The 26,836-nt window shown below is 42.9% G+C and carries 23 protein-coding genes; 14 read left to right on the forward strand and 9 right to left on the reverse strand.

The genetic code is table 11. The features are described from left to right. Positions 1-153: 153 nt before the first annotated feature. From BSG1_RS04845 to BSG1_RS04855, 3 genes are all read left to right on the forward strand, one after another. Positions 154-2,211, forward strand: coding sequence for an efflux RND transporter permease subunit (locus BSG1_RS04845; protein ID WP_006835782.1), 2,058 nt, complete (start codon positions 154-156; stop codon positions 2,209-2,211). Positions 2,212-2,213: 2 nt separating this feature from the next. Further along, the gene (locus tag BSG1_RS04850) at positions 2,214-4,004 is read left to right on the forward strand and encodes an X-X-X-Leu-X-X-Gly heptad repeat-containing protein (protein WP_044022426.1); all 1,791 of its coding nucleotides are present in this window, start codon (positions 2,214-2,216) and stop codon (positions 4,002-4,004) included. A gap of 286 nt (positions 4,005-4,290) precedes the next feature. Further along, the gene (locus tag BSG1_RS04855; protein WP_006835784.1) at positions 4,291-5,814 is read left to right on the forward strand and encodes an AbgT family transporter; all 1,524 of its coding nucleotides are present in this window, start codon (positions 4,291-4,293) and stop codon (positions 5,812-5,814) included. Positions 5,815-6,073: 259 nt separating this feature from the next. Here the strand turns inward: BSG1_RS04855 and BSG1_RS04860 are convergent, their stop codons facing one another. From BSG1_RS04860 to BSG1_RS04875, 4 genes are all read right to left on the reverse strand, one after another. Then, complete coding sequence (locus BSG1_RS04860) at positions 6,074-6,370, reverse strand: hypothetical protein (protein ID WP_156791401.1); 297 nt, start codon at positions 6,368-6,370, stop codon at positions 6,074-6,076. A gap of 38 nt (positions 6,371-6,408) precedes the next feature. Next, positions 6,409-7,095, reverse strand: coding sequence for an ABC transporter ATP-binding protein (locus tag BSG1_RS04865; protein ID WP_006835787.1), 687 nt, complete (start codon positions 7,093-7,095; stop codon positions 6,409-6,411). Beyond that, entirely contained in the window at positions 7,095-8,642 is a 1,548-nt protein-coding gene (locus BSG1_RS04870; RefSeq protein WP_083802841.1) for an ABC transporter permease, read from the reverse strand. Before BSG1_RS04870 ends, BSG1_RS04865 begins: the two co-directional genes overlap by 1 nt. A gap of 225 nt (positions 8,643-8,867) precedes the next feature. Further along, positions 8,868-9,965 carry a Fe(3+) ABC transporter substrate-binding protein gene (locus tag BSG1_RS04875; protein ID WP_044022427.1) on the reverse strand — a complete coding sequence of 366 codons (1,098 nt, stop codon included), beginning with the start codon at positions 9,963-9,965 and terminating at the stop codon, positions 8,868-8,870. Positions 9,966-10,602: 637 nt separating this feature from the next. Here BSG1_RS04875 and BSG1_RS04880 point away from each other — a divergent pair. After that, the gene (locus BSG1_RS04880) at positions 10,603-11,454 is read left to right on the forward strand and encodes a DegV family protein (protein ID WP_044022450.1); all 852 of its coding nucleotides are present in this window, start codon (positions 10,603-10,605) and stop codon (positions 11,452-11,454) included. Positions 11,455-11,509: 55 nt separating this feature from the next. After that, positions 11,510-12,601, forward strand: coding sequence for a flavin monoamine oxidase family protein (locus BSG1_RS04885; protein ID WP_006835791.1), 1,092 nt, complete (start codon positions 11,510-11,512; stop codon positions 12,599-12,601). Between the two features lie 925 nt (positions 12,602-13,526). On the opposite strand, the gene BSG1_RS04890 is transcribed toward BSG1_RS04885, so the two are convergent. Then, positions 13,527-13,859 (reverse strand): winged helix-turn-helix transcriptional regulator, encoded by a 333-nt coding sequence (locus BSG1_RS04890; protein ID WP_006835793.1) that lies wholly within the window; start codon positions 13,857-13,859, stop codon positions 13,527-13,529. 120 nt (positions 13,860-13,979) lie between these two features. Here BSG1_RS04890 and BSG1_RS04895 point away from each other — a divergent pair, with 120 nt between their 5' ends. After that, complete coding sequence (locus tag BSG1_RS04895; RefSeq protein WP_006835794.1) at positions 13,980-14,474, forward strand: lactoylglutathione lyase family protein; 495 nt, start codon at positions 13,980-13,982, stop codon at positions 14,472-14,474. Positions 14,475-14,511: 37 nt separating this feature from the next. Here the strand turns inward: BSG1_RS04895 and BSG1_RS04900 are convergent, their stop codons facing one another. Beyond that, on the reverse strand, positions 14,512-15,507 hold the full coding sequence (locus tag BSG1_RS04900; RefSeq protein ID WP_044022428.1) for an NADPH:quinone oxidoreductase family protein: 996 nt from the start codon (positions 15,505-15,507) through the stop codon (positions 14,512-14,514). 159 nt (positions 15,508-15,666) lie between these two features. Between BSG1_RS04900 and BSG1_RS04905 the strand changes: the two genes are divergently transcribed. Then, a complete protein-coding gene (locus BSG1_RS04905) occupies positions 15,667-16,260 on the forward strand; it encodes a TetR/AcrR family transcriptional regulator (RefSeq protein ID WP_044022429.1) in 594 nt (197 codons plus the stop codon). 48 nt (positions 16,261-16,308) lie between these two features. Here the strand turns inward: BSG1_RS04905 and BSG1_RS04910 are convergent, their stop codons facing one another. From BSG1_RS04910 to BSG1_RS04920, 3 genes are all read right to left on the reverse strand, one after another. Beyond that, positions 16,309-17,337: an ABC transporter permease gene (locus BSG1_RS04910; protein ID WP_006835797.1), complete on the reverse strand. Its 1,029-nt coding sequence runs from the start codon at positions 17,335-17,337 to the stop codon at positions 16,309-16,311. Next, on the reverse strand, positions 17,337-18,206 hold the full coding sequence (locus BSG1_RS04915; RefSeq protein WP_156791402.1) for an ABC transporter permease subunit: 870 nt from the start codon (positions 18,204-18,206) through the stop codon (positions 17,337-17,339). Before BSG1_RS04915 ends, BSG1_RS04910 begins: the two co-directional genes overlap by 1 nt. A gap of 898 nt (positions 18,207-19,104) precedes the next feature. Next, positions 19,105-19,641, reverse strand: a complete 537-nt coding sequence (locus tag BSG1_RS04920) for a ribonuclease H-like YkuK family protein (protein WP_006835800.1) — start codon at positions 19,639-19,641, stop codon at positions 19,105-19,107. 598 nt (positions 19,642-20,239) lie between these two features. Between BSG1_RS04920 and BSG1_RS04925 the strand changes: the two genes are divergently transcribed. The 7 genes from BSG1_RS04925 to BSG1_RS04955 all read left to right on the forward strand — a co-directional run bounded on the left by BSG1_RS04925 (position 20,240) and on the right by BSG1_RS04955 (position 26,764). Beyond that, positions 20,240-20,524: a hypothetical protein gene (locus BSG1_RS04925; protein WP_006835801.1), complete on the forward strand. Its 285-nt coding sequence runs from the start codon at positions 20,240-20,242 to the stop codon at positions 20,522-20,524. A 193-nt stretch (positions 20,525-20,717) separates the two neighbouring features. After that, a complete protein-coding gene (locus BSG1_RS04930) occupies positions 20,718-20,999 on the forward strand; it encodes a hypothetical protein (protein WP_006835802.1) in 282 nt (93 codons plus the stop codon). A gap of 183 nt (positions 21,000-21,182) precedes the next feature. Beyond that, entirely contained in the window at positions 21,183-21,458 is a 276-nt protein-coding gene (locus tag BSG1_RS04935) for a hypothetical protein (RefSeq protein WP_156791404.1), read from the forward strand. Between the two features lie 1,177 nt (positions 21,459-22,635). After that, on the forward strand, positions 22,636-23,244 hold the full coding sequence (locus tag BSG1_RS04940; protein ID WP_044022430.1) for a hypothetical protein: 609 nt from the start codon (positions 22,636-22,638) through the stop codon (positions 23,242-23,244). Next, positions 23,234-23,854, forward strand: a complete 621-nt coding sequence (locus tag BSG1_RS04945; protein ID WP_006835806.1) for an RrF2 family transcriptional regulator — start codon at positions 23,234-23,236, stop codon at positions 23,852-23,854. Before BSG1_RS04940 ends, BSG1_RS04945 begins: the two co-directional genes overlap by 11 nt. 125 nt (positions 23,855-23,979) lie before the next feature. Continuing rightward, positions 23,980-24,687: a nitroreductase family protein gene (locus tag BSG1_RS04950; protein ID WP_006835807.1), complete on the forward strand. Its 708-nt coding sequence runs from the start codon at positions 23,980-23,982 to the stop codon at positions 24,685-24,687. Positions 24,688-24,817: 130 nt separating this feature from the next. Then, positions 24,818-26,764 (forward strand): DUF4910 domain-containing protein, encoded by a 1,947-nt coding sequence (locus BSG1_RS04955; RefSeq protein ID WP_006835808.1) that lies wholly within the window; start codon positions 24,818-24,820, stop codon positions 26,762-26,764. Positions 26,765-26,836 lie beyond the last annotated feature (72 nt).

Below are 26,836 nucleotides of genomic sequence, written 5' to 3' on the forward strand. Positions count from 1 at the left end.
ATCCTTCACAATACTTTCACAAAAGTTATCCAACATACTGGTTGGATTTGTTGTGTATTGAACATTATGTGCGCAACTGTTTGTTGTATATCCAACACGGTGTTTAATATAATGATAAAGTGAACGTCGGAAAGATACAAGAGAGGATGAAATATGATAAATATCGCATCACGGATCATTAAACATAAAAAAGCCGTTTTAATAGTATTTGCCCTTATTACTGTGCTGTCGACTGCAGCCCAGTTTTTTGTATCGGTCAATTATAATATGGTCGATTATTTACCGGAGGATGCCCAATCGACAAGAGCGATGGACATCATGGAAAAGGAATTTACGGGGGATGTTCCGGATACACGGGTCATGGTCACCGATGTCACCGTACAGGAAGCCCTGGATTATAAGAACGAATTAGAAACCATCGACGGAATTTCCAGTGTCATCTGGCTCGATGATATGGTCGATTTGAAAACACCGTTGGAGATGGCGGACACAGCGATGGTGGAAAACTACTATAAAGATGGCAATGCGCTGTTTTCCATTAGTGTGCGTTCGGGTGATGAAGTGAGGATCACCAATGAGGTGTATGAACTTATTGGCGAAGAAGGAGCGATTGCCGGTGAAGCGATCAATACGGCCAGCTCGCAGCAGATGGCCGGGTCGGAATCCATGTATGCTGCGATGCTGCTGGTACCGATCATCATCCTGATCCTGGTGGTTTCCACAACATCATGGGTAGAGCCGCTGTTTTTCCTGACGGCGATCGGGGTATCGGTTCTGATCAACTTAGGAACGAACATCTTCATCGGGGAAGTTTCGTTTGTCACCCAATCGGTTGCGCCGATTTTGCAGCTGGCGGTATCGCTGGATTACGCAGTGTTCCTGCTTCATAGTTTTTCAGATTACCGGAAGACGACCAATAATCCGGAAGAAGCGATGGAGCTGGCGATGAAGAAATCCTTCCCGGCGATCATGGCCAGTGCAGCGACGACTTTCTTTGGATTCATCGCGCTGACATTCATGAAATTTGAAATCGGGTCTGATCTTGGAGTGAACCTGGTAAAAGGAATCGTCCTGAGTTTCATCAGTGTCATGGTGTTCCTGCCGGCATTGACCTTGGTTTTTTATAAATGGATGGATAAAACGAAGCATAGGAACTTTGTGCCGAGCTTCAAAGGTATCGGTAATAAAGTGATGAAGCTCAAGTTTCCAAGCTTGATTCTCGTGCTGGCCATCATCGTTCCAGCCTTCCTGGCACAGAGCAATACCTCGTTTATCTATGGAACAGGTGAGCAGCCTGAGGATACACGTGTGGGAAGTGACGCGAAAATCATCACCGAGGCATTTGGTGAAACGACGTCAATTGTATTGCTGGTTCCGAAAGGGGATGCAGCAAAAGAGTCGGAGCTTGTTGATGACATTGAAGGAATGGATTATATCACAGGCGTCATGGCTTACGCAAACCAGGTCGGTGCGGAAATCCCGCCTGAATACCTGGATGAATCGATTACGGAGCAATTCTATTCTGAAAACTACAGCCGGATCATCATCAACACCAATCAGGGAACAGAAGGGAACATTCCATTCAGTATTGTTGAAAATGTTGAAGAAGCAGCACAGAACTACTATGGAGATGGCGCACTTGCTTTGGGAGAGAGCGTGACCCTTTATGATATAAAAAATACGGTCAATAAAGACAATGTCGTCGTCAATGTGTTAACGGTGGTGACGATTGCGATCGTTCTGCTCTTGAGCTTTAAATCGATTTCCATCCCAATTGTGCTTCTGATTACGATCCAAACGGCTGTCTGGATCAACTTATCGATTCCCTACTTCACCAATACATCACTGGTGTTTGTCGGGTACTTGATCGTCAGTACCGTACAGCTGGCGGCAACGGTGGATTACGCCATTCTGTTCACAGAAGAATATAATCATAACCGAAAACAGATGTCTGCAAGGGAAGCCATCGTGAAAACATTGGATGAAAAGACCTTCTCCATTTCGATTTCAGCAGGGATCCTTTCCAGTGTCGGCTTCATCTTATGGATCACGTCTTCCAATCCGATCGTCGGTTCCATCGGGCTATTGATGGGAAGAGGGGCACTGCTGGCGTTTATCATGGTGCTTTTCGCATTGCCGGCCATGCTCGTGGTATTCGATAAATTGATCAAAAAAACAACCTATAAAGCAAATTATTATGAGGAGAAATGATGATGAGAAAAAAACAATTACACTATACGGCTCTCGCTGCGATGATCATCTTGCCTTCATTTCTTAGTCATCCTGCCCAGGCTGCAATGGAAGGCAAAGTCACTTCAAAGGATGAAGTGGTGTATGCGACGTTGAATGCCAATGGGGAACTGGATTCCATCTATGTCGTGAATACCCTGGAAGTTGAAAAAGCCGGGGAAATCCTTGATTACGGGAAATACAGCAGTGTCAAAAACCTGACGGACTTAACGGAAATCGATCAAGAAGGCCAGAAAGTAGAGATGGAAGCCCAGGAAGGAAAGTTTTATTATCAAGGAAATATGGATAAAGAAACCGAATTGCCATGGGATGTCACAGTTTCCTATGTGATGGATGGGGAAATTGTAAAAGCGTCGGAACTGGCTGGGATGAACGGTCATCTTGAGATCTCGGTGGATATAAAAGAGAACAAAGAAGCGGATGCGGCATTCTATGAAAACTACCTTCTGCAAGTTTCATTGACGCTTCCTAACAGCTACCAAGGCATCGAAGCGGAAGGCGGAATGGTGGCGAATGCAGGGAAGGATAAGCAAATCACGTTTACCGTCATGCCTGGACAAGAGGAAAAACTCATTGTGAAGGCAATTGTAGAGGATTTCGAATTCCAAGGTGTGGAGATCGCTGCAGTTCCATCCACCTTGCCGATTGATACATCAGAAACGAAAAATATGACCGAAGATATGGCCGAATTATCGGCCGGGATTAAAGAATTGAATGACGGCGTGGCTGAACTGGAAGACGGTGTAACGGATATGACAAGTGGTGCCGTCAGCCTGCGTAATGGCTCTGCAGACTATAAGGCCGGCATAACTGAGTTGGCAGGCTCATCGTCTGAAATCGTCAGCGGCTCGAATTCTATCAGCAGCGCCCTTAAAGAAATCAATCAGTCGCTTTCCGGGCGGTCGGCTGAGATGGACCTTTCAAGCCTGAATGAATTGCCTGCAGGGCTGACCCGGTTGGCGGACGGACTGGCGGAAGCAGCCGCAGGTCTTGATACTTTGCAAACAAATTATGCCCAGGCTTATGCCGCATTGGATGGAGCCATCAAGGAAATACCAGCAGATGGAATTACGGAGGAACAAATCGCCGGACTTTATGAGAGCGGTGCAGACCCTGCGGTAGTGGATAAGCTGGCAGCTTCTTACGCCGCAGCCCAGAAAGTCAAAGGAACGTACGCTGCGGTACAAGAAGCATTTGCTGCCGTTGAACCGACTTTAATTGAGATCAGCGGATCAGTGACCGAGATGAGCGGACAGCTGACGTCCATCGCCAATAACCTGTCCTCTTCTCTTGAAGAGACAGATATGAGCGGACTGAACGAGTTGCAGGATGGACTGTCGGCACTCTCTTCGAATTATGAAAAATTTCATACCGGCCTGGTAAGCTATACAAATGGAGTGGGGCAGTTATCTTCTTCCTATCGCGAACTGCACTCAGGTATCGTTGAAATGACGGGCGGCACAAGCGAATTGGAGGGAGGAGTCAGCGAGCTTCACGACGGGACCAGTGAATTATACGAAGAAACTAAAAACTTGCCGTTTCAAATGCAAGAAGAAATCGATAAGATGATTTCAGAATATGACAAATCTGATTTCGAACCGGTATCCTTTGTTTCTTCTGAAAATAAAAATGTATCTTCTGTTCAATTCGTCATCAAGACAGAAAGCATTGAAGTGGAAGAACAAGAAGTTAAGAAAGCAGAACCCCAAAAAGAGAAAGGGTTCTGGGAACTGTTGATGGATTTGTTCAGGTAAAAGGGACAGATTTTTTGATATAGTTGAAGATGGGTGTTGAGAAATCTTGATGATTCTCGGGCATCCATCTTTTTTATATTTTAAGGGGGGAAAATGTCAGGGAAATAGAAAAGGATAACTCTTCTTGAAAAATTTGTTATTCTAAAATAATATTCTGAAAAAACCTCCTATTTTGAATATTAATCAAAGTATTCCATTCTATGAATCTGTTCACTATACTTATTGATATGTTTTTGAACTAATTGTTAGAATTTTTAAATCATAAAGAAAAAGGAGGAAGAAAAAGATGGAACAATCGCAAAAGAATGGCTTCATTATGCGTATGTTGAATGTGATCGAACGTGTCGGAAATAAACTTCCAGACCCGGTTACATTGTTCTTTATCTTTTCTGCATTAGTAGTTGTTTTGTCTGCTGTCTTTTCTTCTATGGGCCTTCAAGTAGAAGACCCGCTTAATGAAGGAGAAATGATCGCAGTCAAAAACCTGCTGAGCTCCGAAGGGATTCTGTATCTCTTTGAGAGTGCTGTAACAAACTTCACAGGATTCGCGCCGCTTGGTACCGTTTTGGTAACGATGCTTGGTATCGGTATTGCGGAGCGCTCCGGATTAATCAGTGCCGCACTTCGCGGACTTGTAACATCTGTACCGCGCGTACTGATGACAGCTGCTTTGGTATTCGGCGGTGTTATGTCGAGTATGGCAGCAGATGCTGGTTATGTAGTGCTGACGCCGCTTGGAGCGGTATTATTCGCTGGTCTTGGACGCCATCCATTGGCTGGTCTGGCAGCTGCCTTCGCAGGGGTTTCCGGCGGATTCAGTGCCAACTTGCTATTGACTTCCCTTGACCCGCTGCTTGGCGGATTGACGCAGGATGCTGCGGCGATCATCAATCCTGACTATGCGGCAGGAATCAACTATGCGATGAACTACTATTTCATGATCGCATCCGTATTCTTAATCACCATCATTGGTACATTGGTGACAGACTTTATCGTTGAACCGCGCCTTGGAAAATATAAAGGCGATGTACAAGAAGAAGTGAGTTATCTTAAACCGGAAGAGAGAAAAGGTTTATGGGGAGCTCTTATTGCCTTCCTTCTGACGGTTATCGCACTTGCCTTACTTGTCATCCCATCTTGGGGACCGTTGCGCGGGGGCGAGGAAGAACTGATCAATGCACCATTCTTCCACACGCTCGTTCCAATCATCCTGATCACATTCTTCATTCCGGGACTTGTGTATGGACGAATCACAAAAGAAATCAAGAATGACAAAGACGTAGCAAGACAGCTTTCTGAAACAATGGCTACAATGGGAGCGTACATCGTGTTGGCTTTCGTTGCAGCACAATTCGTTGCTTACTTCAGTGAGTCAAATCTGGGAACTGTCCTGGCTGTAAAAGGGGCAGCATTCATTGATGCCACTGGCTTCAAAGGAATTCCGCTGATCCTGACATTCATCGTCGTATCAGGCTTCATCAACCTGTTTATCGGAAGTGCTTCTGCTAAATGGGCGATCATGGCACCTGTATTCATCCCGATGATGATGCTTTCAGGCTATTCACCTGAATTCACGCAGCTTGTCTACAGAATCGCAGACTCCACAACAAACGTCATCTCACCGTTGATGCCATACTTCGCAATCGTTATCGCGTTTGCCCAGAAGTATGACAAGAAGGTCGGAATTGGAACACTCATCTCTACGATGCTTCCATACTCCATCGCCTTCACGATTGCGTGGGTGGTTATGCTGATCATCTGGATGCTGACTGGACTTCCAATTGGACCAGGATCGCCGATCACATATTAATAGATATTAAGAATGGACCTGATTCCTACGATGGGAGTCGGGTCCTTTTTTGTAGAGGTATCAGGGTTCAGGTTAGTATCAGCCAGAACTCCAGCTTTGCTGGGGGACAAACAAAAGTTACTTCTTTTGAATGCTCCTGATGAAAATTGCAGTTGTTGATAGAATGGTGAAAGTTATTGATAGAAGCAGCGAACTCGTCGATAGAACCGTAAAACTCGTCGATAGAAGCCCCAAACTCGTCGATAGACTGGGAAATCCCTCAGTTTGGTTCATCCGAAATATAGCTTAGACGCAGAAATACCAGTTTTCCACAAGGAATCAGCCAGAACCCCAGCCCTGCTGGGGGACAAACCAAAGTTACTTCTTTTGAATGCTCCTGCTGAAAATTGAAGTTGTTGATAGACTGGTGAAAGTCGTTGATAGAAGCAGCGAACTCGTCGATAGAAGCATAAAAGTCGTTGATAGAAGCCCCAAACTCGTCGATAGAACCGCAACACTCGTCGATAGCCCCATCTCCTATGAACCAAGAACCCATCCATCCGAAAAATCCAGACACAAAAAAACCAGCCCATCACCAGGCTGGCTTGAATGTATTTAATTAATTGCCACAAGTTCACATGCGGAACCTGTTTGCTTCACTTTGCCGTCTTCCATAATGATGATGCGGTCGGCAAGCGCCCTTGCATCCGACTGGTCATGGGTGACAAAGATCGAGGTGACACCAGCCTTTTTAATGATTTCCCGCAGGTCGCTTCTAATCTGGATCTGCAGGTCGGCATCGAGATTACTGAAAGGCTCATCAAACAAGATCAGGGAAGGGTTCGGCGCAATGGCTCTTGCCAGGGCGACCCTTTGCTGCTGTCCGCCGCTGAGTTCATATGGATAACGCTTGGCATAGTCGGAGAGCCCGACCAATTCCAGCACTTCCTTTAGTCGGTGGTCTTTCTCTTTTCGGCTCATCTTTTTCAAGCCGTACTTTACATTGTTCGCGACAGTCATATGAGGGAAAAGGGCATAGTCCTGAAAAACAAAGCCGATGCCGCGCTTTTCGGGCTGTACAAATTGAGTGCTGCTGGCCATCACCTGCTCATTGATCAGGATGGAACCGCCCGCTGGCACCTCAAGGCCTGCAATCAGCCGGAGAATTGTACTTTTCCCGCTTCCGCTTTTCCCCAGAATGGAGATGAACTCACCTTTTTCAATTGAGAAAGAAATATCATCCAGAGCCAGTTCCTTTGAGTTTTGATAACGGAAATCGATATTCTTTAATTGAACAAACATTAGTTAGTCTCCTTTTCTAAAATACTGTGAAAAACATAAATGGACACACCGCTGATCAAGATGATAAGAATGGAAGCCAATGCGGCTTCATGAACCATCTCATCGCCGGCGTACTGAAAAGCTTTCGTAGCCAAGGTGTAAAAATTGAACGGCTGCAGAATCAAGGTCAGCGGCAATTCCTTCAATACTTCTACAAAGACAAGGATGAACCCGCCGAATACCGCTCCTTTAACCATCTTAAAGTCGACTTTGAAAAAGGACTGAGTCATGTTCATTCCAAGCATCCTGGAAGCTTCGGTAAAGGAACGCCCAACTTTATCAAACCCTGCCTCGACAGAATTATAGCCGATGGCAAGGAAGCGGATGATGTAGGCGAAAATCAGCATCGCGATGCTCAAGCTGAGAATGACGGAAGGCTGCTGATTCATTAAACCGTAAAAATATTTTTGGACTTTATCAAGTTCAAGAAATAAGGTTAATACACCAAGGGCAATGACGGCCCCCGGGATGGAATAGCCGATCAGGGTCGTTTTTGACAAGAGTTTTGGGACGATTCCCTCATGCATCCTGCTGAAATTGGCGATAATGACGGCAATAATGGTGATGAAAGCAGCCGCAATAAATGCAACAAATACAGAGTTCCAAATCAACCAAAGGAATTGTTCGCTGATGATTAAGTCATAAGTCATGAATAACCACTCGACCAGCTGTAAAAATGGGATGAGGAACCCAACTGAAAATACAAGCATGACATAACTGAACATTAGCCAGCCTTTCCATTTCGACAGTCTTGCAGGCTTGATTGGCTTCACCTTCGAGGTGGAGTAACTATAATTCTTTCTGCCCCTCAACACCTTTTCCAAGACGAGCAGCAGAAGGACTATGGACATAAGAATCCCTGCCAGCTTGATGGCTGAATCGATATCCGCCATTCCAAACCAGGCCTGAAAGATCGCCGTACTGAAGGTCTGAATACCAAAGAACTTCACCACCCCGTAGTCATTCAGAACTTCAAGGATGACAAGACTCACACCTCCAACGATGGCTGTCCTTGAGAGGGGAAGGATGATACGGAAAAATATTTCAAAGGAACCGCTTCCCAGCAATCTCGCATTTTCAATCAGTGCAGAGGATTGATTTTCAAGGAAGGCCCTTGTAATTATATAAACATAAGGATATAGGAAAATAGTAAAAATGAAGATGGCACCCTGCATTGTCATAATATCAAAGTATTTTTGATTCACTTCGATACCGAATGAGTTCCGCAATGTTGTTTGGATGATACCCGTATAATTAAGCATTCCGTTATACGTGTAAGCTCCGATATACGGCGGAATCGCCAATGGAAGAATGAGGGCCCATTTGAAAAACCTCCTGAGAGGGAAGTCGTAAACGGAAATGAACCAGGCAAGACTTAACCCAATCAGGACGGAGAACAAGCCAGTGAAAAAAATCAGCACCAGCGTATTATTAATGTAGTTGTTCAATAAGTACTCTTTGATATGGTACCAATTTTCATTCGGTTCCGAGAAAAAGTGCACCCCCATTGAAAAAACAGGCAGAGCAAGAACAATAAAAAACAACAGGCTTAAAACGGCCCAGCTATTCGATTGTCTTCTAATATCACGTATGAGTTTCAATGGATGCACGTCCTCTATCAAAAGATCTTAATTATAGTAAGTGGGTAAAAATTCATACCTATATGATTGTAACATGGATATAATACCTATGGCCGTATCAATTAAGATACGGCCAATTTTTTAATAGATAAATTATTTCCAACCAACTTCGTTGAATAGTTTTACAGCATCTGCATTGTTTTCACCAAGCACTGCCATCGGGATATCTTGTTTTTTGAAATCTCCCCATGCCTTCAATGTTTCGGAAGCTTCTACTTCAGCGTTTGCAGGGTACTCATTGTTTCCTTCAGCAAAGGCACCTTGTGCGTCCGTTCCTGTCATGTATTCAAGGAATTTGATGGCATTTTCATTATTTTTCGCATGCTTCAGCAAGCCTGCTCCTGAGATGTTAAAGTGTGCACCAGTTGTATCCTGGTTAGGGAAGAATACGCCAACCTGTTCAGCTACTTTCACTTCTTCCGGATCAGAAGAGTTCAGCAGTCTGCCTACATAATACGTGTTGGCAATCGCAACATCGCCTTCACCGGCAACGATTGCTTTCACCTGGTCAGTGTCTCCGCCTTTAGGATCTCTGGCCATGTTTTCCACAATGCCAGCAGCCCATTCTTTCGCTTTTTCTTCTCCATGAAGCTCAATGAAAGAAGCCATTAGCGACTGGTTATAAATGTTTTCAGAAGAGCGGATCAAGACTTTTCCGTTCCACTTTTCATTTGTCAGGTCTTCGTAAGTTGATAATTCAGAAGGATCGACACGGTCTTTAGAGTAAACGATGACGCGTCCGCGCTGCGTTAAAGCCACCCACTGATTATCAGTATCACGTAGATTTTCGTCGATGTTGCTGTTTACAGTTTCACTTTCAATGCTTTGTAGAAGTCCAGCTTCTTTCGCTTTATGTAAGTTGCCGGCATCCGCTGTGATGAATACATCGCCTTCTGTTGCTTCACCTTCACGCTTAAGACGCTCCATCAATTCATCGCCTTCACCTTTGATGACATTGACTTTGATGCCTGTTTCTTCTTCAAACTTCTTGTAGATGGCATCATCTGTATCGTAATGGCGGGCTGTGTACACATTCACCTCACCTGAATCTGTAACTTCTTGCTCGTTATTTTCTGTGTTTCCTGTGTTGTTTGCTGCTTCATTCCCTGTGTTATTGTTGGAACAAGCTGCAAGAACTCCGAATGTCAGCATAAATGCCAACAGGGTAGTCCATAATGATTTCTTTCTCATACTTTCACCCCTGGATGTTTTTTTATTTGAGCAACCCTTAATGAATATGATTCTCAATATCATTTATAAATGAAAACTGTTCTCAAGTCAATAGATTAATAAAAAAAGTTTTAAGCGTTTCCAATATGGGAGGCAAAACTTGGCCCAAAAGACTAATAGATAGAGTTAAAAGTGGAGGCATACAAAGCTGTGTTTTTTGAAGGCGGAACCGAGCAGGGACTTTTTTACAAAGAAATAGTTATTACAATATTAATGGGGGTATCTCATGTATAGTTAGAGTAGGACATACAAATGAAGGTAGAATAGTTATTGAACGAAATGAGTGCATGGTGTTTCCGTTATGTTTTATTTAGATAGAACTTTTAATAAGTGAGAAGCTGATTTCCGCTCCAGGTGCGCGACTCCGCGGGGCGGGCGGTGAGCCTCCTCGGCTTCGCCTGTGGGGTCTCACCTGTCCCGCTTATCCCGCAGGAGGTCACGCACCTTCCGCTACAATCAAACCTTTTAACCAAAAATGTTTACAAAAGTGCGTTTCTAACATGGTGTGATGGAAGCTGTTAGATCCAGAAGGAACCTTTTAACAACGGGATCAATCAACTTTCTTTTTAAATATCAAGAAAACAAAGGGGGAAAAGATGTGAAAAAGATTATTTTAACAACTGAGAGTGGCGCGGATCTGCCAAATGATTTGGTTGAAAAATATAATGTTAGAGTAGTGCCGATGCATATCATCATGGATGGGAAAGATTATTTGGATGGTTCCCTGCCGGTGGAGGACATTTATGACTACTATGCACGCACGAAAAAAATCCCCTCCACAACTTCTACAAACGCACACGAGTATCAAGAACTTTTCACCAAGATCAGAACTGAATTTCCTGATTGTACAATTATCCATATTGGCTATACGTCAAAGGCATCATCTTCCTTTCAAAATGCGGTCATCGCTGCGGAAGAATTTGGAGATATCTATCTCATTGACGCCTTGAATGTGACGGGAGGATTAGCGGCCGTTGTGATATATGCTGGTCAAGTGCTGCAGAACGAACCAGATATTGAACCTCAACAATTAGTTGAAAGAATCGAATCAATCGTCCCTAAATCAAGGCTCTCTTTCGTCCCAGGCAGCCTGGAGTTCCTTAGGGCAGGAGGACGTGTAAGCAACATGGCTTCACTTGTGGGGGCCCTGTTAAAAATAAAGCCATGTATAGAACTGGTGGACGGCAAGCTGGTTTCTACAAAAAAATACCGAGGGAAAATGAGTACAGTAGCTGAAAAACTCCTGCGTGAGTATTTGGATGAATACAATATCGACCGGGAACAGCTTTATTTCATCTACTCCATAGGTTTAGATGAAAGTGTAAAAGCGAGGATGGATGAAGTCGCCAAAGAAAACGGGTTCCAAAATATAAGATGGATTCAAGCAGGCGGTATGATTTCGACTCACTCTGGAGCCGGTGGATTCGGGGTTGCGGGGTTGGAAGTATAACGACGGAGTCAGATTTCAGTACAAGGTAATTTTAAAAAAGATAGGAGGCAGGACTATGAGGGAACCTGTTATTATCGTCGGGGCTGGATTAAGCGGACTTCATGCGGCCTCCCTGCTTCACTCTCAAGGCATTGAATGCAGGGTCCTCGAATCGCGGAACCGAGTAGGAGGCAGGGTGTTAACAGGGATGGTTGAGGGCGGTCCGGACAAGGGGATGTTTGACCTCGGTCCGACTTGGTTCTGGCCTGACCAAGAACCGGTTATCTCCAGTATTGTGAAAAAGTTCGGCTTGTCCACATTTGAGCAACATACGGAAGGGGCTCTGTTATTCGAGCAGTCTCAAAAGGAAGCTGCCCAGCGGCACATACCGCCGGCAGGATCCTTTGCGAAATCGTTTCGTTTCCGAGGGGGTGTGCAGACCCTCATTGACTCTATTTCTGCGACTCTTCCTCCCGGGACAGTCGAACTGGATACGCGGGTGACCGACATCCATTTGGATGAAGAAGGGGGATGTACGGTAGAAGCAGCCACAACTGATGGAAGGAAAAAAACGATGGGGGCAGGGGCTGTCATCCTGGCGCTGCCTCCCCGATTGATAGTCCAAACCATCAACTTCTCACCCGCCCTCCCGGAGGAACTAATCAAACGTTTGATGAAGGAACCGACGTGGATGGCTGGGCAGGCCAAGGTGGTTGCGGTTTATAAAGAGCCTTTTTGGAGGGAACAGGGCCTTTCAGGACAAGCCATGAGCTGGGCCGGTCCCTTGCAGGAAATTCATGATGTCTCACCTGAAACAGGATACGGTGCCCTTTTCGGTTTCTTCGGATTACCTGCCAAGACCCGCCAAGAGATCGGGGAGGAAAGAGTTCGCAAACTTGTGCTCGACCAGTTGATCCGGTTGTTTGGACCATCTGCAGAAAAACCGGTTTCCCTTTTATACAAAGATTGGGCCAGTGATCCCCAAACGGCTGTTACCGAAGATTTAGAACCGCTTAGAAGCTTTCCAAACTACGGTCCTATTCCAACGTGGAAAGAGAAAATCCTGTTTGCCGGTACAGAAACTTCTCCTGAACATGGGGGTCACCTTGAAGGTGCGCTGGTGTCGGCGGAGCGCGCGGTTGATGAGGTCATGAGGCAGTATAAATGATAGCCCTATTTAAATAGAGTACGGCATGACTTAACAGCTTCTCCTATCGAGTGGAAAAAATCAATTACAGTGATAATAGCAATTAGCAAAAAAAATAACAGTGAAAAGCAGTGGGTGATCGAAGCATCCACTGCTCTTTTAGTTTGTATAATATTTTTGGACTGTGAAATTATATGGTTATTTTTGTTAATATATAGTTAGAACAATTGTTCAAGTAAAGGAGCAGTTTAGTTATAAGGAGGGAGAGAGAATCAGTAAATTAAAAAGGGTAAATGATATTCTCTATATCATCGTATTTGGGCTTTCTGCATCATATTTTTTAATGGAGAATAAGATACCGATATATATTGTTCCCGCTCTTTTATCTATTACGTTTATGCTAACGGCAGTTGAGTTCATCAAAGGACGCAAGGATAAGGGCGGCTATAAGTATATTGTTGGGGCAGTTGTTATGCTTTTTACCGCTATGGTGTTCTTATAAAGTAATGTAAAAGCCGCTTTTCCACTACTTACCGTGCTCATGCTGAACAGTGCAGCATGTCAGACTGATTATAGGGTATCATTATATGTGGGCAAAGATGGGTATTCAGTATATTAAAAGGTAGTGAGTTTTTATGGAAAATTTGAATCATAATTTTCATAATCCGAATGATACTTTGTTACCTGTATTTTTAATGGGATTTGTACCTTTTTTAATAATTATTTTATTGGTTTTACTATTGGTACTATATTACAAAAAAAAGTAAAGTACCTCCCTCGCTTCCCTTCAGAAATTAAGAAAAAGTCCTTTCGACATAGAAGGGCTTTTTCTGCTTTTTCGACAAGGAATCACACTGCTTTTCGGTGCATCTTTTTTTCTCCTCGTAAAGTTCTTTCTTCTGAGGTTGATATACAAACCCTAGCTAGATATCCCGTCCTTCCCTGTCTACCCCTGCGAGCTGCCCCACTTGTGCATTTCTTCAAGCAGCGGTTTCAGGGTCAACCCCTTCTCCGAGATCGAGTATTCCACTTTTGGCGGCATTTCGTTATATTGTTTCCGGTTGATCAGCCCTTCTTGTTCAAGTTCCTTGAGCTGCTGGCTGAGCATTTTGTGGGTAATGCCCGGCAAGAGCCTTCGCAGCGCGTTATAGCGGTGGATGCCGTCATAGGCAAGATGCCACAGGATGACGGGCTTCCACTTCCCGCCGATCTTGTTCAATGTATATTCAATCGAGCATTTGAGCTTTCCGTTGTCATCCACTTGAATGGAGTCTGTCATTCTGTATTTTCACTCCTTACTTCCCTTTTGGGTAGTATCTTCCCCAAAAGTGCATACTTTTGAGTAGAAGAATAACCGTTTATAATACGAACTGTCAAACCATTAAAGGAGGAAACAACTATGACACCATTTCCAAGAACCTTTTCACATATCGGCTTATCCGTACCTGACCTGGACAAGGCGGTTAAATTTTATACGGAGCTGTTCGGCTGGTACGTAATTATGGAGCCCTCCGAGGTGAAAAATGATGATACGCCGGTAGGCCAGATGTGCCGGGATGTATTCGGGAACGATTGGGAGACCTTCCGCATCGCCCATCTCTCAACAGGGGACAAGATCGGCATCGAACTATTTGAATTCCCTCACAATGAACAACCGGAAAATAATTTTGAATACTGGAAAACGGGAATCTTTCATTTCTGTATCCAGGATCCGGATATCGAGGGATTGGTGGAGAAGATTAAAGAGCATGGAGGCAAGCAGCGAATGCCGATCCGCGAATATTATCCTGGCGAAAAGCCATACAAAATGGTGTACGTTGAGGATCCATTCGGCAATATCTTTGAAATCTATACCCACAGCTATGAACTGACGTATTCACAGGGAGCATACTGAAAAAATGGGACTGTGCTGAGCACAGTCCCATTTCCTATTAATCCAGTATCTTCACGACTGTCCGTCCCCTAGTTTTTCCCTGCAGGATAGCGGATAGTGTCCTTGGCAATTCTTCCAGTGTTACTTCATTTTCGATTTCCCCTAAACCGTCCGGCTTCAAGTCGTCTGCCATGCGGTTCCATAGCGTTTCCCGTAATTCTTTTGGGCAATAAACCGAGTCGATTCCCAATAAATTCACGCCTCTAAGGATGAAAGGGAAGACCGTTGTTGGCACGTCAGCACCCCCGGTTAATCCGCTGACAGCTACAGCACCGCCGTATTTTGTATTGCTTAAGACGGACGCCAGTGTCTTCCCGCCGACTGGGTCTACTGCACCAGCCCAACGCTGCTTCCCAATTGGACGGATTTTTTCCGGAGCGACCTCTTCACGCGAAACAATCTCTTTTGCTCCTAACGACTTTAAGTATTCATGTTCGGATTCTTTTCCGGTACTTGCGGTGACATGATAATTTCGTTTGGCAAGCATGGCAACCGCCATACTTCCGACACCGCCGGTTGCTCCTGTAACTAAGACCGGTCCATTTTCCGGTCTCAGCCCGCTGTTTTCAAGTTGATGAATGGAAAGGGCGGCAGTGAAACCAGCCGTCCCAAAGACCATGGCTTCTTTTAAAGTTAAATTGTCCGGCAATGGCACGACCCAGTCACCTGGAACCCTTGCATATTCACTGTAACCGCCGTAATGAGAAACCCCTAACTCGTAGCTCGTTACGATGACTTTGTCGCCTTCCTTATAGCGGTCGTCGTCAGAGGAAGTGACGACTCCTGCAAGGTCGATCCCCGGTACAAACGGATAGGACTGAACGACTTTCCCATTTGGAATGCTCGCCAATCCGTCTTTATAGTTTACGCTGGAGTAATGAACGCGGATCGTCACATCACCCTGGGGCAAGTCTTCAAAAGTTAATGGTTCAATATTGACTGAAAAATCTTCCTCCGTTTTATTCACAACAAGAGCTTTGAAAGTATTTGACATCATAAGTTCCCCTTTCAAAAATGATTTATTCTTCCAACCTATCATAATACTTTTTATTCCGACTGGTCAATTTATTTTGACCGGTCAGAATAAAATAACTCGTAATGAGCCATTGTTTTTTGTATACTATCTTTAGGTAGTAAAATGGAGGTTCTAAAAATGGCAAACAAGGGAGAACAGAGACGCAAACAAATACTGAAAGCAGCCTTTCAAGCTGCATCTGAAAAGGGATATGAATCTGTGACTCTGCAGGATATTGCGGATTACGCTGACGTAAGCAAAGGCGTGACGAACTATTACTTTGAAAATAAAGCAGATGTATTTGCGCAGTTATTCCAATGGATCACGACCAGGATCTATGAAAAAGAAGCGGCATCGATTGATGAAAAGGAAACAGCGATTGAAAAATTAGAAGCTTACGTGAATCGGGTATTCATCAGCCCCGAGGAAAATAAAGCATTTTATCGTGTGTACTTAGATTTTTTGGCACAGACGAAAAACAACGAGCGATACAAAGAAATCAACCAGCAATTTTACGCAAACTGCTGGTCCATCGGCAGGGAGATCATTACACAGGGTATTGAAGAGAACGTGTTTAAAGCGGATGATATCGACCAATCTGCCATCAGCATCCGCTGTATGATCGATGGCTGCTTAATTCAATGGTTAATGAGGGACGATGACAGCTTGCACGGTTATTACCGGAATGTTTGTTATGATTCCATTTTGCAGCTTTTGAGTTATAAAAAGTGAGGGATGAGGTGATTGGCGCCTCATCCCTTTTTGACATTACTTTTCTTCTCACATCTTCCTGCTTTCGACCATTTCAAATAGCCCTCTTTCGGCAAGAGCCCCTTCCGTCTTCTCCTTTTTATAACTCCCGGACGCAGGAATATCGTTCTTTTCCAATTCTTTTGACAATCCAATCAGCATCATCTTTCCGGCGAGGATTGTCAAGGTGAAGAATATGACCGGGATGAAGGCAATCCATGGATACGAGGTCCAAAGGAATTGCCACCAGCTTCCTAATGAGCCCGACCATTCATGCGATAAGGAAATAAAGTTGGGGACATTGAAAACATCTTCCGCCAACCTGGCACCCCCGATAAATATGCCAAGTACCCCCAAATGAGAGATGAGCAGCATGGAGGCGATAAATTCCCTGATCAAAACGACATAAATTTGCGGAACGATAAAAGGCCGGATATGGTTCTTGATGAAATGGAGTTCCTTCGCACCAAGCACCTTTGCACTCTGGATGAATTCCTTGTTCATCACGTTTTCGACTTCGTTGGCAAAAAGCAAAGAAACAGATGGGATTGAAATCGCCACCAGGATCACGATATAGATCATGACTTTTTCCTCGAAGGAATAGGGAAAAGTATCCGGATTATGCAGAGGACCATCAAACATTACCCAATACATCAATAGAAACGCCAAAAGAGTCGTCGGGAAATAATTGGAGGCATCAATGATGGATGCCAGGATTCGTTTGATTTTATGTAAGACAAAATGGATGATCAATCCAAATAAGACGGACGGAATCACCCTCAGGAAAGCAATGATCATCGCCGAACCGATTGTATACTTGGCCCCCACCAGCATAAGGTAGAAAACATTGCGGCCGAAATTATCCGTCCCCAATGGGGGGAACTCCAAAGGTGAGTAAGGAGGCGATAAATAGTTTCCATCCTCATCTTTTACTAGTTCAGTAGTAGGGATATGATCGCCGGTTACCCAGTAATACACAAAGCTGCTGATAAACAAGCCGAACAGGAATATGGCTCCCACTACGAATGAAGGGTTCTTTAACAGCCTGAAAATCAACATCAGATCACCACCTTCTGACCAGTTGTCAGGTAAATAAGGACATTACTGATCATGAGTAATAGAAATATAGGCAGGTAAAACATAATCAAACTGAAGGCGATGACATCGATCTGCGGGAATGCAAAAATGAAGTGGGTCACTCCATAGATATTAAACAACCGTTCAAACACAATGAGGTTCGACAGCAAGATCAAGATAAAGGCTTTCATATGGTTCATCATGCTTGGCATGATATTCCTCACAATATGTACGGTAAAGATATACATCTTTCTGAACCCTTTGCTTCGGGCCAGGTCGACATAAGGCTTCGTCAGTTCATCTTCCACCAGCAGCAGGCACAGCCTGAAAATGAATATGGAAGGAAGGATGGCGAGAGCACAAATGGGCAGCAGGTATACAGGGTCATTGCCTCCGGCCACAGGTGCCAGCAGGATGCCTGTCCGTTTGAAGAAGATAATGACGAAAAATTGAATGACGATGATGATCAGCAAATCAGGCAAGGACTCCAAGAAATTAAGGACCTTCAGCATGATGCCGGATGCTTTTTGAGGAAGCCCGATGGTGAAAAAGGTTAAGATGAACGCTGTCAGTGTAGCCAGCAGAATGGATGAGATAAAGATAATTATAGAATAAAAGTAATAACTCCAGAATGTTGGAAACATCGGATACGTATTATTGTCCTCATTCGTGATAGTAATATCAGAGGGGGAGCTTAACGACAGGATGATCTGCCATATATTCTTAAGGTATCCTTCCAGGCTTATCTGGATGCCATCCGTAAATAAACCTATGATTCCGCTGATCATCACGATTCCAAGAGACACAAACAGAAACTTCAACACCATGCCTGACAGACTTCTATACAACATTGAATTTTTGCCCCTTTCACAAGCTATAATCTTATTATAAGGAAGAAAATGTATCGAGGCCCCAACTATTCCTCGACGAAAATTCCTTTAAGAATATTTTGAAAGACGACAGGATCTTTAATAATCAGGCCGACTGGCGAAAAATCGAAACTCATCGGAAACCTCCTCTTCAATACTATAAAGGTTCAACTCTCATATAAGTAAAATTATACCAGAACAGTGAGGTTAGGAAATGATTAATTTCCTGCCAGATGGAAAAAGGGACAAGACGACGAATATTCACTTTAGAGGCACAAACCATAAAAATTCATAATCTATTATCATACGAATCCGCCCGTTATTTTTTTATTGAGATAGCAGCTTTTATTTTCAAGTGTGTTATCGCATCTAAAACCGCATCACTGAACTTTGATTTACATGGCGGATTCACTAGCGGAATGATATGAAAAATCTAATAAGAATCGAGAGCTTAAATTGAAGGGATAATCATTTTTCTACCAGTGACATTGCTAAGTTATTTTATCCCGGACCCTGGCTTATATAATAAGGGAAGAAATTTCTCTTATTAATGAAATGTCGAGGAAAATAGGTCAAATAGGCGAAAAATCTTCCGTTATTCACTAAAAAAACATGGAAATTGGGTTACTGAGCATGTTTAACGGAAAATTCTTCCGTTATTTACATCTCCCCAGCTAAAATCTGAAGTTTAACAGAAGAAAATTCCCTTATTTTTAGTACCCTTCCCTTGGTGACTTTCTCAATTATTGATTATTACGAACCCATGGTAAAAAGCAGTCCGTTTTAGACTGCTTTTTCTAGTTTTGCACTCCAAAATTGACGAACGCCTTGTCCCTCTATGGTTGTTGAGGGAGGACGGGGGAAGGCTTCCTCCCTAAATTCATTTTGTGTAGCGGTTCGCATAACTCGAAGCAACGAACGCATCCGGCTTGATCTTCGGTTCCACGCCCATCGCTTCCATTCTGGCGACCATTTCTTTCACAAACTTCCGCGTCTTGTTCTTCTTTCCAGCCCCGATGTCGATATGGCCTTCCATTGTAAAAGTCGCTCCTTGATAAAGGTGGGGAAGAACGATCTCGATTAACTGATTTTTTCTTTCTTCCGTAAACAACGAAACAATCTCCTCGGATAAAGAAATCTCATAGGAAATCCGCTCATGCAACTGCAGCATCTGCCGGGGGACCACCACTTTTCGTATACATGCCCACACACCATTTCCTTCATTTAATATGGCAATCCCTGTGATGAAGACGGTCTGCTTGTGATGAACCTGGGAATCAGTCCCCACCATCAACCGGTAGTTCCCGTCAGGCTGAGATTTCATGAACGTCACAATACGCTGGAAGACATGGTCAAATGACATCCCGTTTTCCTGGAGATTTTGAAATGAGCAGCAATCATCCGAATAGCTTTTCATCTTGTCATATCACAGCTTTCTTAAGCAATTTGTTATCTATATCTTATGATGAAGCTTTTGGGATGGTGTGAGGAAAATGGGTACTTCAGTCCATGACATTTATTTGGGAAAATTAGAAGCCTATGGGTGTTATCATGGTAAAATTAGTTAAAGAACGTCCTTCGTTAATACAAGTCGTTTAATCGAAGAATCGCTAAAAGGGGGAGAGAAAATGGGCTGGTTAATAATTGTCGCTGTTGCATACCTGCCAATTATCTATCGTATTCATAGACGTTTAGATTACTTAGAAAAAGAAGTGAAAAGGTTAAAGGGGGAAGATGATTTAAGATGATTGTAAGTTAGTGATGAGCATAGCAGGTTGTGACTTTCAATATTGGGATAATTATGTGGTGAATGTACTAGTAAAATCAAGAGGGATATTTAGTGAGAATTTCCTTTTTTGCTAACGGGCAGATAATTGAAGATCAAATATAGCATTTGCTCCACTATTGAGCAGGGTTGGTAAAAGAGGTACATCCACTTATAAGAGCTGGTTTGTTCAAAAGAAATTACAAAAGGAATGAGCGTTTAATTATTACACGTATATGGAGGAGTTGTGATGTGGGTTATATTAGGGGTTATTGCAATAGTAGTAACTTTTATAAATCTTTATTTGTACACAGCCGGAAAGGATTACAAGCTTGCTATGGCGATGGGGTTATCATTTACAGCATTAACACTCTGCGCACAATACAGTCTTGTATCCGAGTGGGTAGAAGTTGAAGGTTGGGCAGCTTTAATGGATGTAGTACCTGGTATGGAAAGGGCATTATGGTTTTTAACAATTGTTTCTATCTTACTAAATATAGCACCTATACTTTTAGAACGAAAAGGTAAGAAATAATGACGTATTGTCACCCGTTTATATAAAATGCAATTATTGTGTAAGTCTTTATATATAACTATCGGTGGCGTTTGCTGAACAAGCAGCCACCCTATGTTCTAGGGCAGGTTTCTGAAAGTCTGATGAAAAATAATGCAAAAATTTGGATGCGGCACATTAGTATGATGCCACGTTATAAAGTGGAGGAATTGTGATGTGGGTAATTTTAGGGGCTATTGCAATAGTAGTAACTTTTATAAATCTTTATATGTATTCAGCAGGAAAGGATTATAAGCTTGCTATGGCCTTGGGGTTATCATTTACTGCATTAGCACTTTGTGCAGAATACAGCCTTGTATCGGAGTGGGTAGAAGGGGAGAATTGGCCAGCTTTATGGGAAGTGCCTAATTTTGCGAGGGCATTATGGTTTTTGACCATTGCTTCTATTTTATTAAATATTGCACCTATACTTTTAGAGAGAAAAAGTAAGAAATAATGACTTGTTGTCATACCATGAGTTTGCTGAACAAGCAGCCGTCCCTTCAACTACGCCAGCAAGTTTTAGCATCTTCGTTCGGTTAACGGAGAAGAAATCTTAGCGATGGGGTGTCTTACAATGTCAAAAAACAAAGGTTTTTATATAATTGCACTCCTTATAATAGGGGGATTTGCTTTAATTTTGACGTCGTATATTAAAGACCAGCCGTTTCGGGATATTGCGTGGCAATATGTAGAGGAAAATAATTGGGAACAAGAGGGAGTAGGAAAGTGGGCTTCTACTGTTACTCCAACAATAGCAGGTAATGACTACTCTCATCATCTTTATGATCCTTCGTTTGGTGGAATGGAAATATATAAGGTGGAGTCTTTTGGCGGCGACGGTGCTAATGGTGTGCCGGCTATACTTATCTCCAAAGAAACAAATGAAGTAGTAGGAATTATTCCAACTGAATAAAACATCCTTCTTCAACCTGGTAGCGGATGTGTTAGCTGAATTAGCAGTAATGGATAAAAAATCCAGACTTTTATTGATGTTTTTTCTCTTTTGGTGTAAAATTACACCATAATCTCGTCGTCAGGAAGGGGAAATTCATTATCAAATCTTGCGGTATTATTTTAATTTCAGTTGGATTAGTTTCATCGATATTTGGACTGTTACCCGTTGTGTTCATCTACCCTTTTAAATATTGGGATGCCTCATCTCAATATTGGAACTTCATATTATTTCAAGATGGGAACCGTTTAACTTGGCAAGGGGGCTTAATTGCGATATTGACTGGTATTCTTTTATATATAAAAGCTAAAAAAAGGCAGGCTTCAATCGATTAAAGGTATTTCCGTTATAGGGGTCCTTTGCAACCTGCTGATTGAATAAGGGCTTATAGAGATTCCAAACTCTGGATGAATGGAAATTTTGGAAAAAAAGAGCCAGACTGAAGAGAGGAATAATATAATGAATTATTTTAGCTGGTTATATATTTTTTCGATAGTTTGGTTCTTATGGGCTATCCCAAGTTTTGTTTACTTTCGATACAGACATAATTCTTTAATAAAGAATAATATGAAAAAATGTTATCTTTTCTATATCTTTTCTTATGTTGTTTCATTAGTAATAAGTATTATCTTGTATCTGCTGCTCTTAAATGGTTTGAAGGAGCAACAATTTAATAATTTGTCTCCCGCAGTGCCTGTGTTGTTGATGTTTGTTACAGTGATTCTAACATTTATGATTTCTTATTATTCCTACCTTCAGTTTTCTAAGAAATTTGAAGAGCATTCAATAAACAAACTATTCTTCTACTACACTTTATTACTTACTTCGCTTACTTGCTTATATGGAATTATATTTTTAGTGTTTTTTGGATGACAAGTATGAAAATAAATCCGTCGTATAGGATGATAGACATCAAAGGGGACTGTTAAATAAGCAGTCGTCCAGTTTTGTAAAAAAGTAATGAGCTTGTTCCATTATAGCGGGTGATTGCAGGACAAGCAGCCGCCCTTTGTTCCAGTAAACCTGCTAATGGAATACCGGAACTTAATTAAGTTGGCTCCCGTTTAATTGCTAGAGAATAATTTCTCAATCAAGTATTCTGATTAGAATTTGATGAAATCTTGGGGGAGGGGATATTGTGCAGAGATTTCTCATGAGTATTGGTTTTCTTATTTTTATGTCTTCATTAGTTGGTTGTACCCATAATGAAAACCAAGAACAATTAGAAGTTCTTGTGAAGACCCACTGGGGAGATAAAATGTTACACGAACGCAATTTTTATCAGACAATCATAACAGAATTGTCTTCAGAAGATTTGAATGCAGGTTTTCTAAAGGGTGTCGGTGCTACCCAACGTGATTTTTATACAATTAATCAACGTGATGATAAGGGCTCAATACAAGATATAATTGACCAATATTATGAGGACGAAGAAGTTGAAAAAATTAATGAGGTTCTTCAAAAAGCAGAAGATACTTCATTTGCTTTAGCACATCATTTGGAGAACGAAGATCTATCGGTTCTATTCCATAATAAGCAATTTATCAGTTCAGTGGATGGTCTTATAGATGCTTATGTAATTGGGCAGGGTTCCGTTATTTCTTCCGATGATTTGACTTTAATTAATATAATTAAATATCCTGAAAATATTTCTGAAAAGTATTCTTCAAATGAAATTTTGACCTTACTGATTGATATTGAAAATAATTTAGAGTTACTTTCTCAAGAGATCGTAAATGTCGAATAAATTCCCTGCTTCTTCAAGGATAGGGGACGCTAATGAAACCCGGCCATTCTCAAACAAGGGAATTTGCTCTTTTTATGTTGCCCGAATTCCAGTATTTCTTGAACGGCATCATGCATATCTGAAAGACTTAGTTGTCAAACGTTTTGACTTTTTATTTACAATGTTTCAAAATGAAGGGAGAAGAAGAGGTGGAACGATGACTGAGAAGGTAACGAGTGTAAAGTGGTTTGGAATGGCGATTCAGGCCTTACTGGTGCTGGCCAATCATGAAGGACTCTGTCCGAGCGGTGTATTGGCAGAGAAGCTTGATTCCAAGTCGGTTTTTCTAAGAAAAATACTAAGGCACTTGGTGAAAGAAGAGTTGATTCAGGCGAAAGAAGGCCGGGACGGCGGCTATTATCTTGTGAAAAATCCTGAAGACATTAAGTTGTCGGATGTTTATAATGCGATGAGATCAGAAACTTTCTCAAAAGGTTTTTTTGATGTAGAGAGTAAAGAATGTTTTGCTGCATGTACGCGCGATTCTCTTTTTGAGCTGCGGGATGAAATGGAAAGCTGGATAGTAAATGGGTTGGAACAGAAGACGATCAAGGATTTAATGAAACAGTAAAAAGCGAAGCGGTGTTTACACTACTTCGCTTTTTTATTTTGCCCGGAATAACTGTATTTGACACAAGAACAGTTTTGAATTTATACTGTTCTTGTGAAAGTTACAGTTTTGAGGAGGATATTTTGATGTCTGATAAAACATTAAGCAAAGAAGAATATTTAAATAAAGCAAAAGAACTTGATACTACGAAAGAAGCTCCGAAGCAGTTAGAGGATACGGACTTTTTAACAGTAGCGAAAGAGCGCCGTTCAGTGCGCCATTATGATCCTGATTTTAAATTGGAAGAGAGTGAAATCAGAGAATTGCTGGAAACAGCGACACTGGCACCTTCGTCCAGTAACCTTCAGCCTTGGAGATTCTTAGTGATAGAAGATCAGAAGGAAAAAGAGCGGTTACTGCCGATTGCCAACAACCAGCAGCAAATCGTTGATGCATCCGTTGTCTTTGCGGTACTTGGCGATCGTGAAGCTTATAAAAATGCCGATCGTATCTACAGCCAGATTGCTGAAAAAGGAAACATGCCAGAAGACGTAAAGGACATGTATGTGAACAGCATTTTTGAAAACTACGGAAATTTTCCTAAAGAGCGCCAAGCGAAAATCGCTCACATTGACGGCGGAATCGTCGCGAATCAATTAATGTTGGCAGCCAAAGCGAAAGGCTATGATACTGTGCCGATGGGCGGCTATGATGAGGCTAAGTTCATGGAAGCATTCAATGTTCCGGAAACGTACGAACCCATCATGTTGATCTCATTAGGAAAAGGAACCAAAGCTGGTTTTGAGAAGACACGTCTTCCACTTGATGATGTTATGCAATGGAATAAATTTTAATAAACAAAAGGCCTGACTCCTGGTACTGCTGGGGCAGGCTTTTTTTCGGGTTCATACCAATGGACCTCAGAGAAGGAATTCCCCCCTTTAACTCGAATTGTAAAAAGATATAACACTGGAGGGGATTTCCATGTTCACAGAGATCAAGAAAGTAATACAAGAAGAGATGTCAGGCAGGCAGGCGTTCAGATATGCAGACCGGATTGCGCAATATCACCGCATCCAGGCGTCACCGGGATACCGCGAAGCAGCACATGAAGTGTTGAAACTATTAAAACGTGATGGCGTGGAAGCGGAACTGGTATCGTACCCAGCACGATTCGGCGAGCGGTTCCTATCCCATCAATCGTTTAAAGAATGGAGTTGCGAAAATGCAGAGCTCTGGATTGAAACCCCTGAGCGCAAACGGATTGCCAGATTCCAAGAGGAAGAGATTTCAATCGTCCAAAGGAGCATTTCGACACCACCGGAAGGAGTAGAGGCGGAACTAGTTGTCATTGAAAATGCCGAAGAAGAAAGCAGTTATGAAGGACTGGACCTTGAGGGCAAGATTGCGCTTGTGAGAGGAAATCAGTTCATTATCCATGCCTTGGCGGTCGAGAAATATAAATGTGCCGGGCTGATCTTTGATAATCTGGCTGAATTCAAGCCGGTCCGGACGCGCATGGATTTACCGGATACCCGCCAGTACACATCCTATTGGTGGCATCACGAAGAGGAAGTGAAGTCATTCGGGTTTGTCGTCTCCCCAAGAATCGGAGAAAAGCTCAGAAATATGGCGAAAAAGGGGACGATCCGTTTGAAGGCAAATGTAAAAGCAGAACTGAAAGACGGACACTTCGAGAACATCGAATACTTCATCCCCGGCAAAAAAGAACAGGAAATCCTGCTCGTCAGCCATCTATGTCACCCTTACCCAGGAGGGCAGGACAACGCTTCCGGACCGGGAACATTAATGGAAGTCATGCGGACTTTGACCCGCTTGATAAAAGGAGGAAAGCTGCCGCAGCCTGAACTTGGAATCCGTTTCTTAATGATGCCGGAAATGACAGGTACTGCAGCTTATTTCCAACAGCATCAAGACCGACTAGCCAAAACGATCGCAGCATTAAATCTGGATATGGTTGGAGCGGATCAAACGAAGGGCGGCGGGCCGCTGTGCATTGAACAGCCGCCAATGGCTGCACCGACTTTCCTGGACAGGTTTGCCTTCGGGTTAGTCGAAGAAACAGCGAACAATACATCCAACTTCACGGGCACCTCTCGATACAGTACGGTTCACTATGTCAAAACGCGCTTCTCCGGCGGCAGCGATCACTATATTATTTCGGATCCGACCATCGGGATTCCGTGTCCGATGCTGATTCAATGGCCGGACAAGCATTATCACACAACCTCGGATTCTACTAATCATCTTGATGAAAAGATGATGAGATTAGTCGGAACTGTCACTGCCTTATATAGTTACGGGTTGGCAAATGGGGACGAGCAGGGGTGGGTTTCGTACACCTCGCAGCATATGGGCAGAGCAGGCTCTTACTTGAATGATGCCAAAGAGTGGCTGATGAAATCCAATCCTTCTAAAAAAGCATTCCAGGATGCGTTCTCGTTTTATGTTGGATATGAAAAAGACTCCCTATTACAGCTGGAAGAGTATGCTAACATTCGCGGTTTTAATAGTTTGCTGGAGGAAATTGCGAAGCTGAAACACCTGATAGATGAGCAAGCCGAAATCATTTCTACCATCGGAGAACATAGGCTTTCAGTGTTTACAGAGGAAAAGGAACATCCCGACTGGACGAACGCTGTTTATAAAAGAAACTATCAGGGACCTATCCGCCTGGTCGGTGAGATTGCTCTCCTTCCTTTAAAGGAAAGAGTTCATTGGTTAAAAGAAGTGGAACCGAAAATCCCGATGGGCTATGCAGACTTCATTTTGTATTGGATGGACGGGAAGCGGACCGTCCAGGAAACACTTGATCTAACATTCTATGAAACCGGTCAGTTTTATCCCGAGTATGTAAAAGAACTCCTGAAACTCTACTCGAAGCTCAATATCATAAAGATGAGTTTATGATGCATAGGAAAAAGATAATCCTGCTAATAGTTTTCATGTTTGTCTTTTTGTCCACATCTTTCTTGATCAAAA

This window comes from Bacillus sp. SG-1 (assembly GCF_000181495.1).
Taxonomy (GTDB): domain Bacteria; phylum Bacillota; class Bacilli; order Bacillales; family Bacillaceae_B; genus Rossellomorea.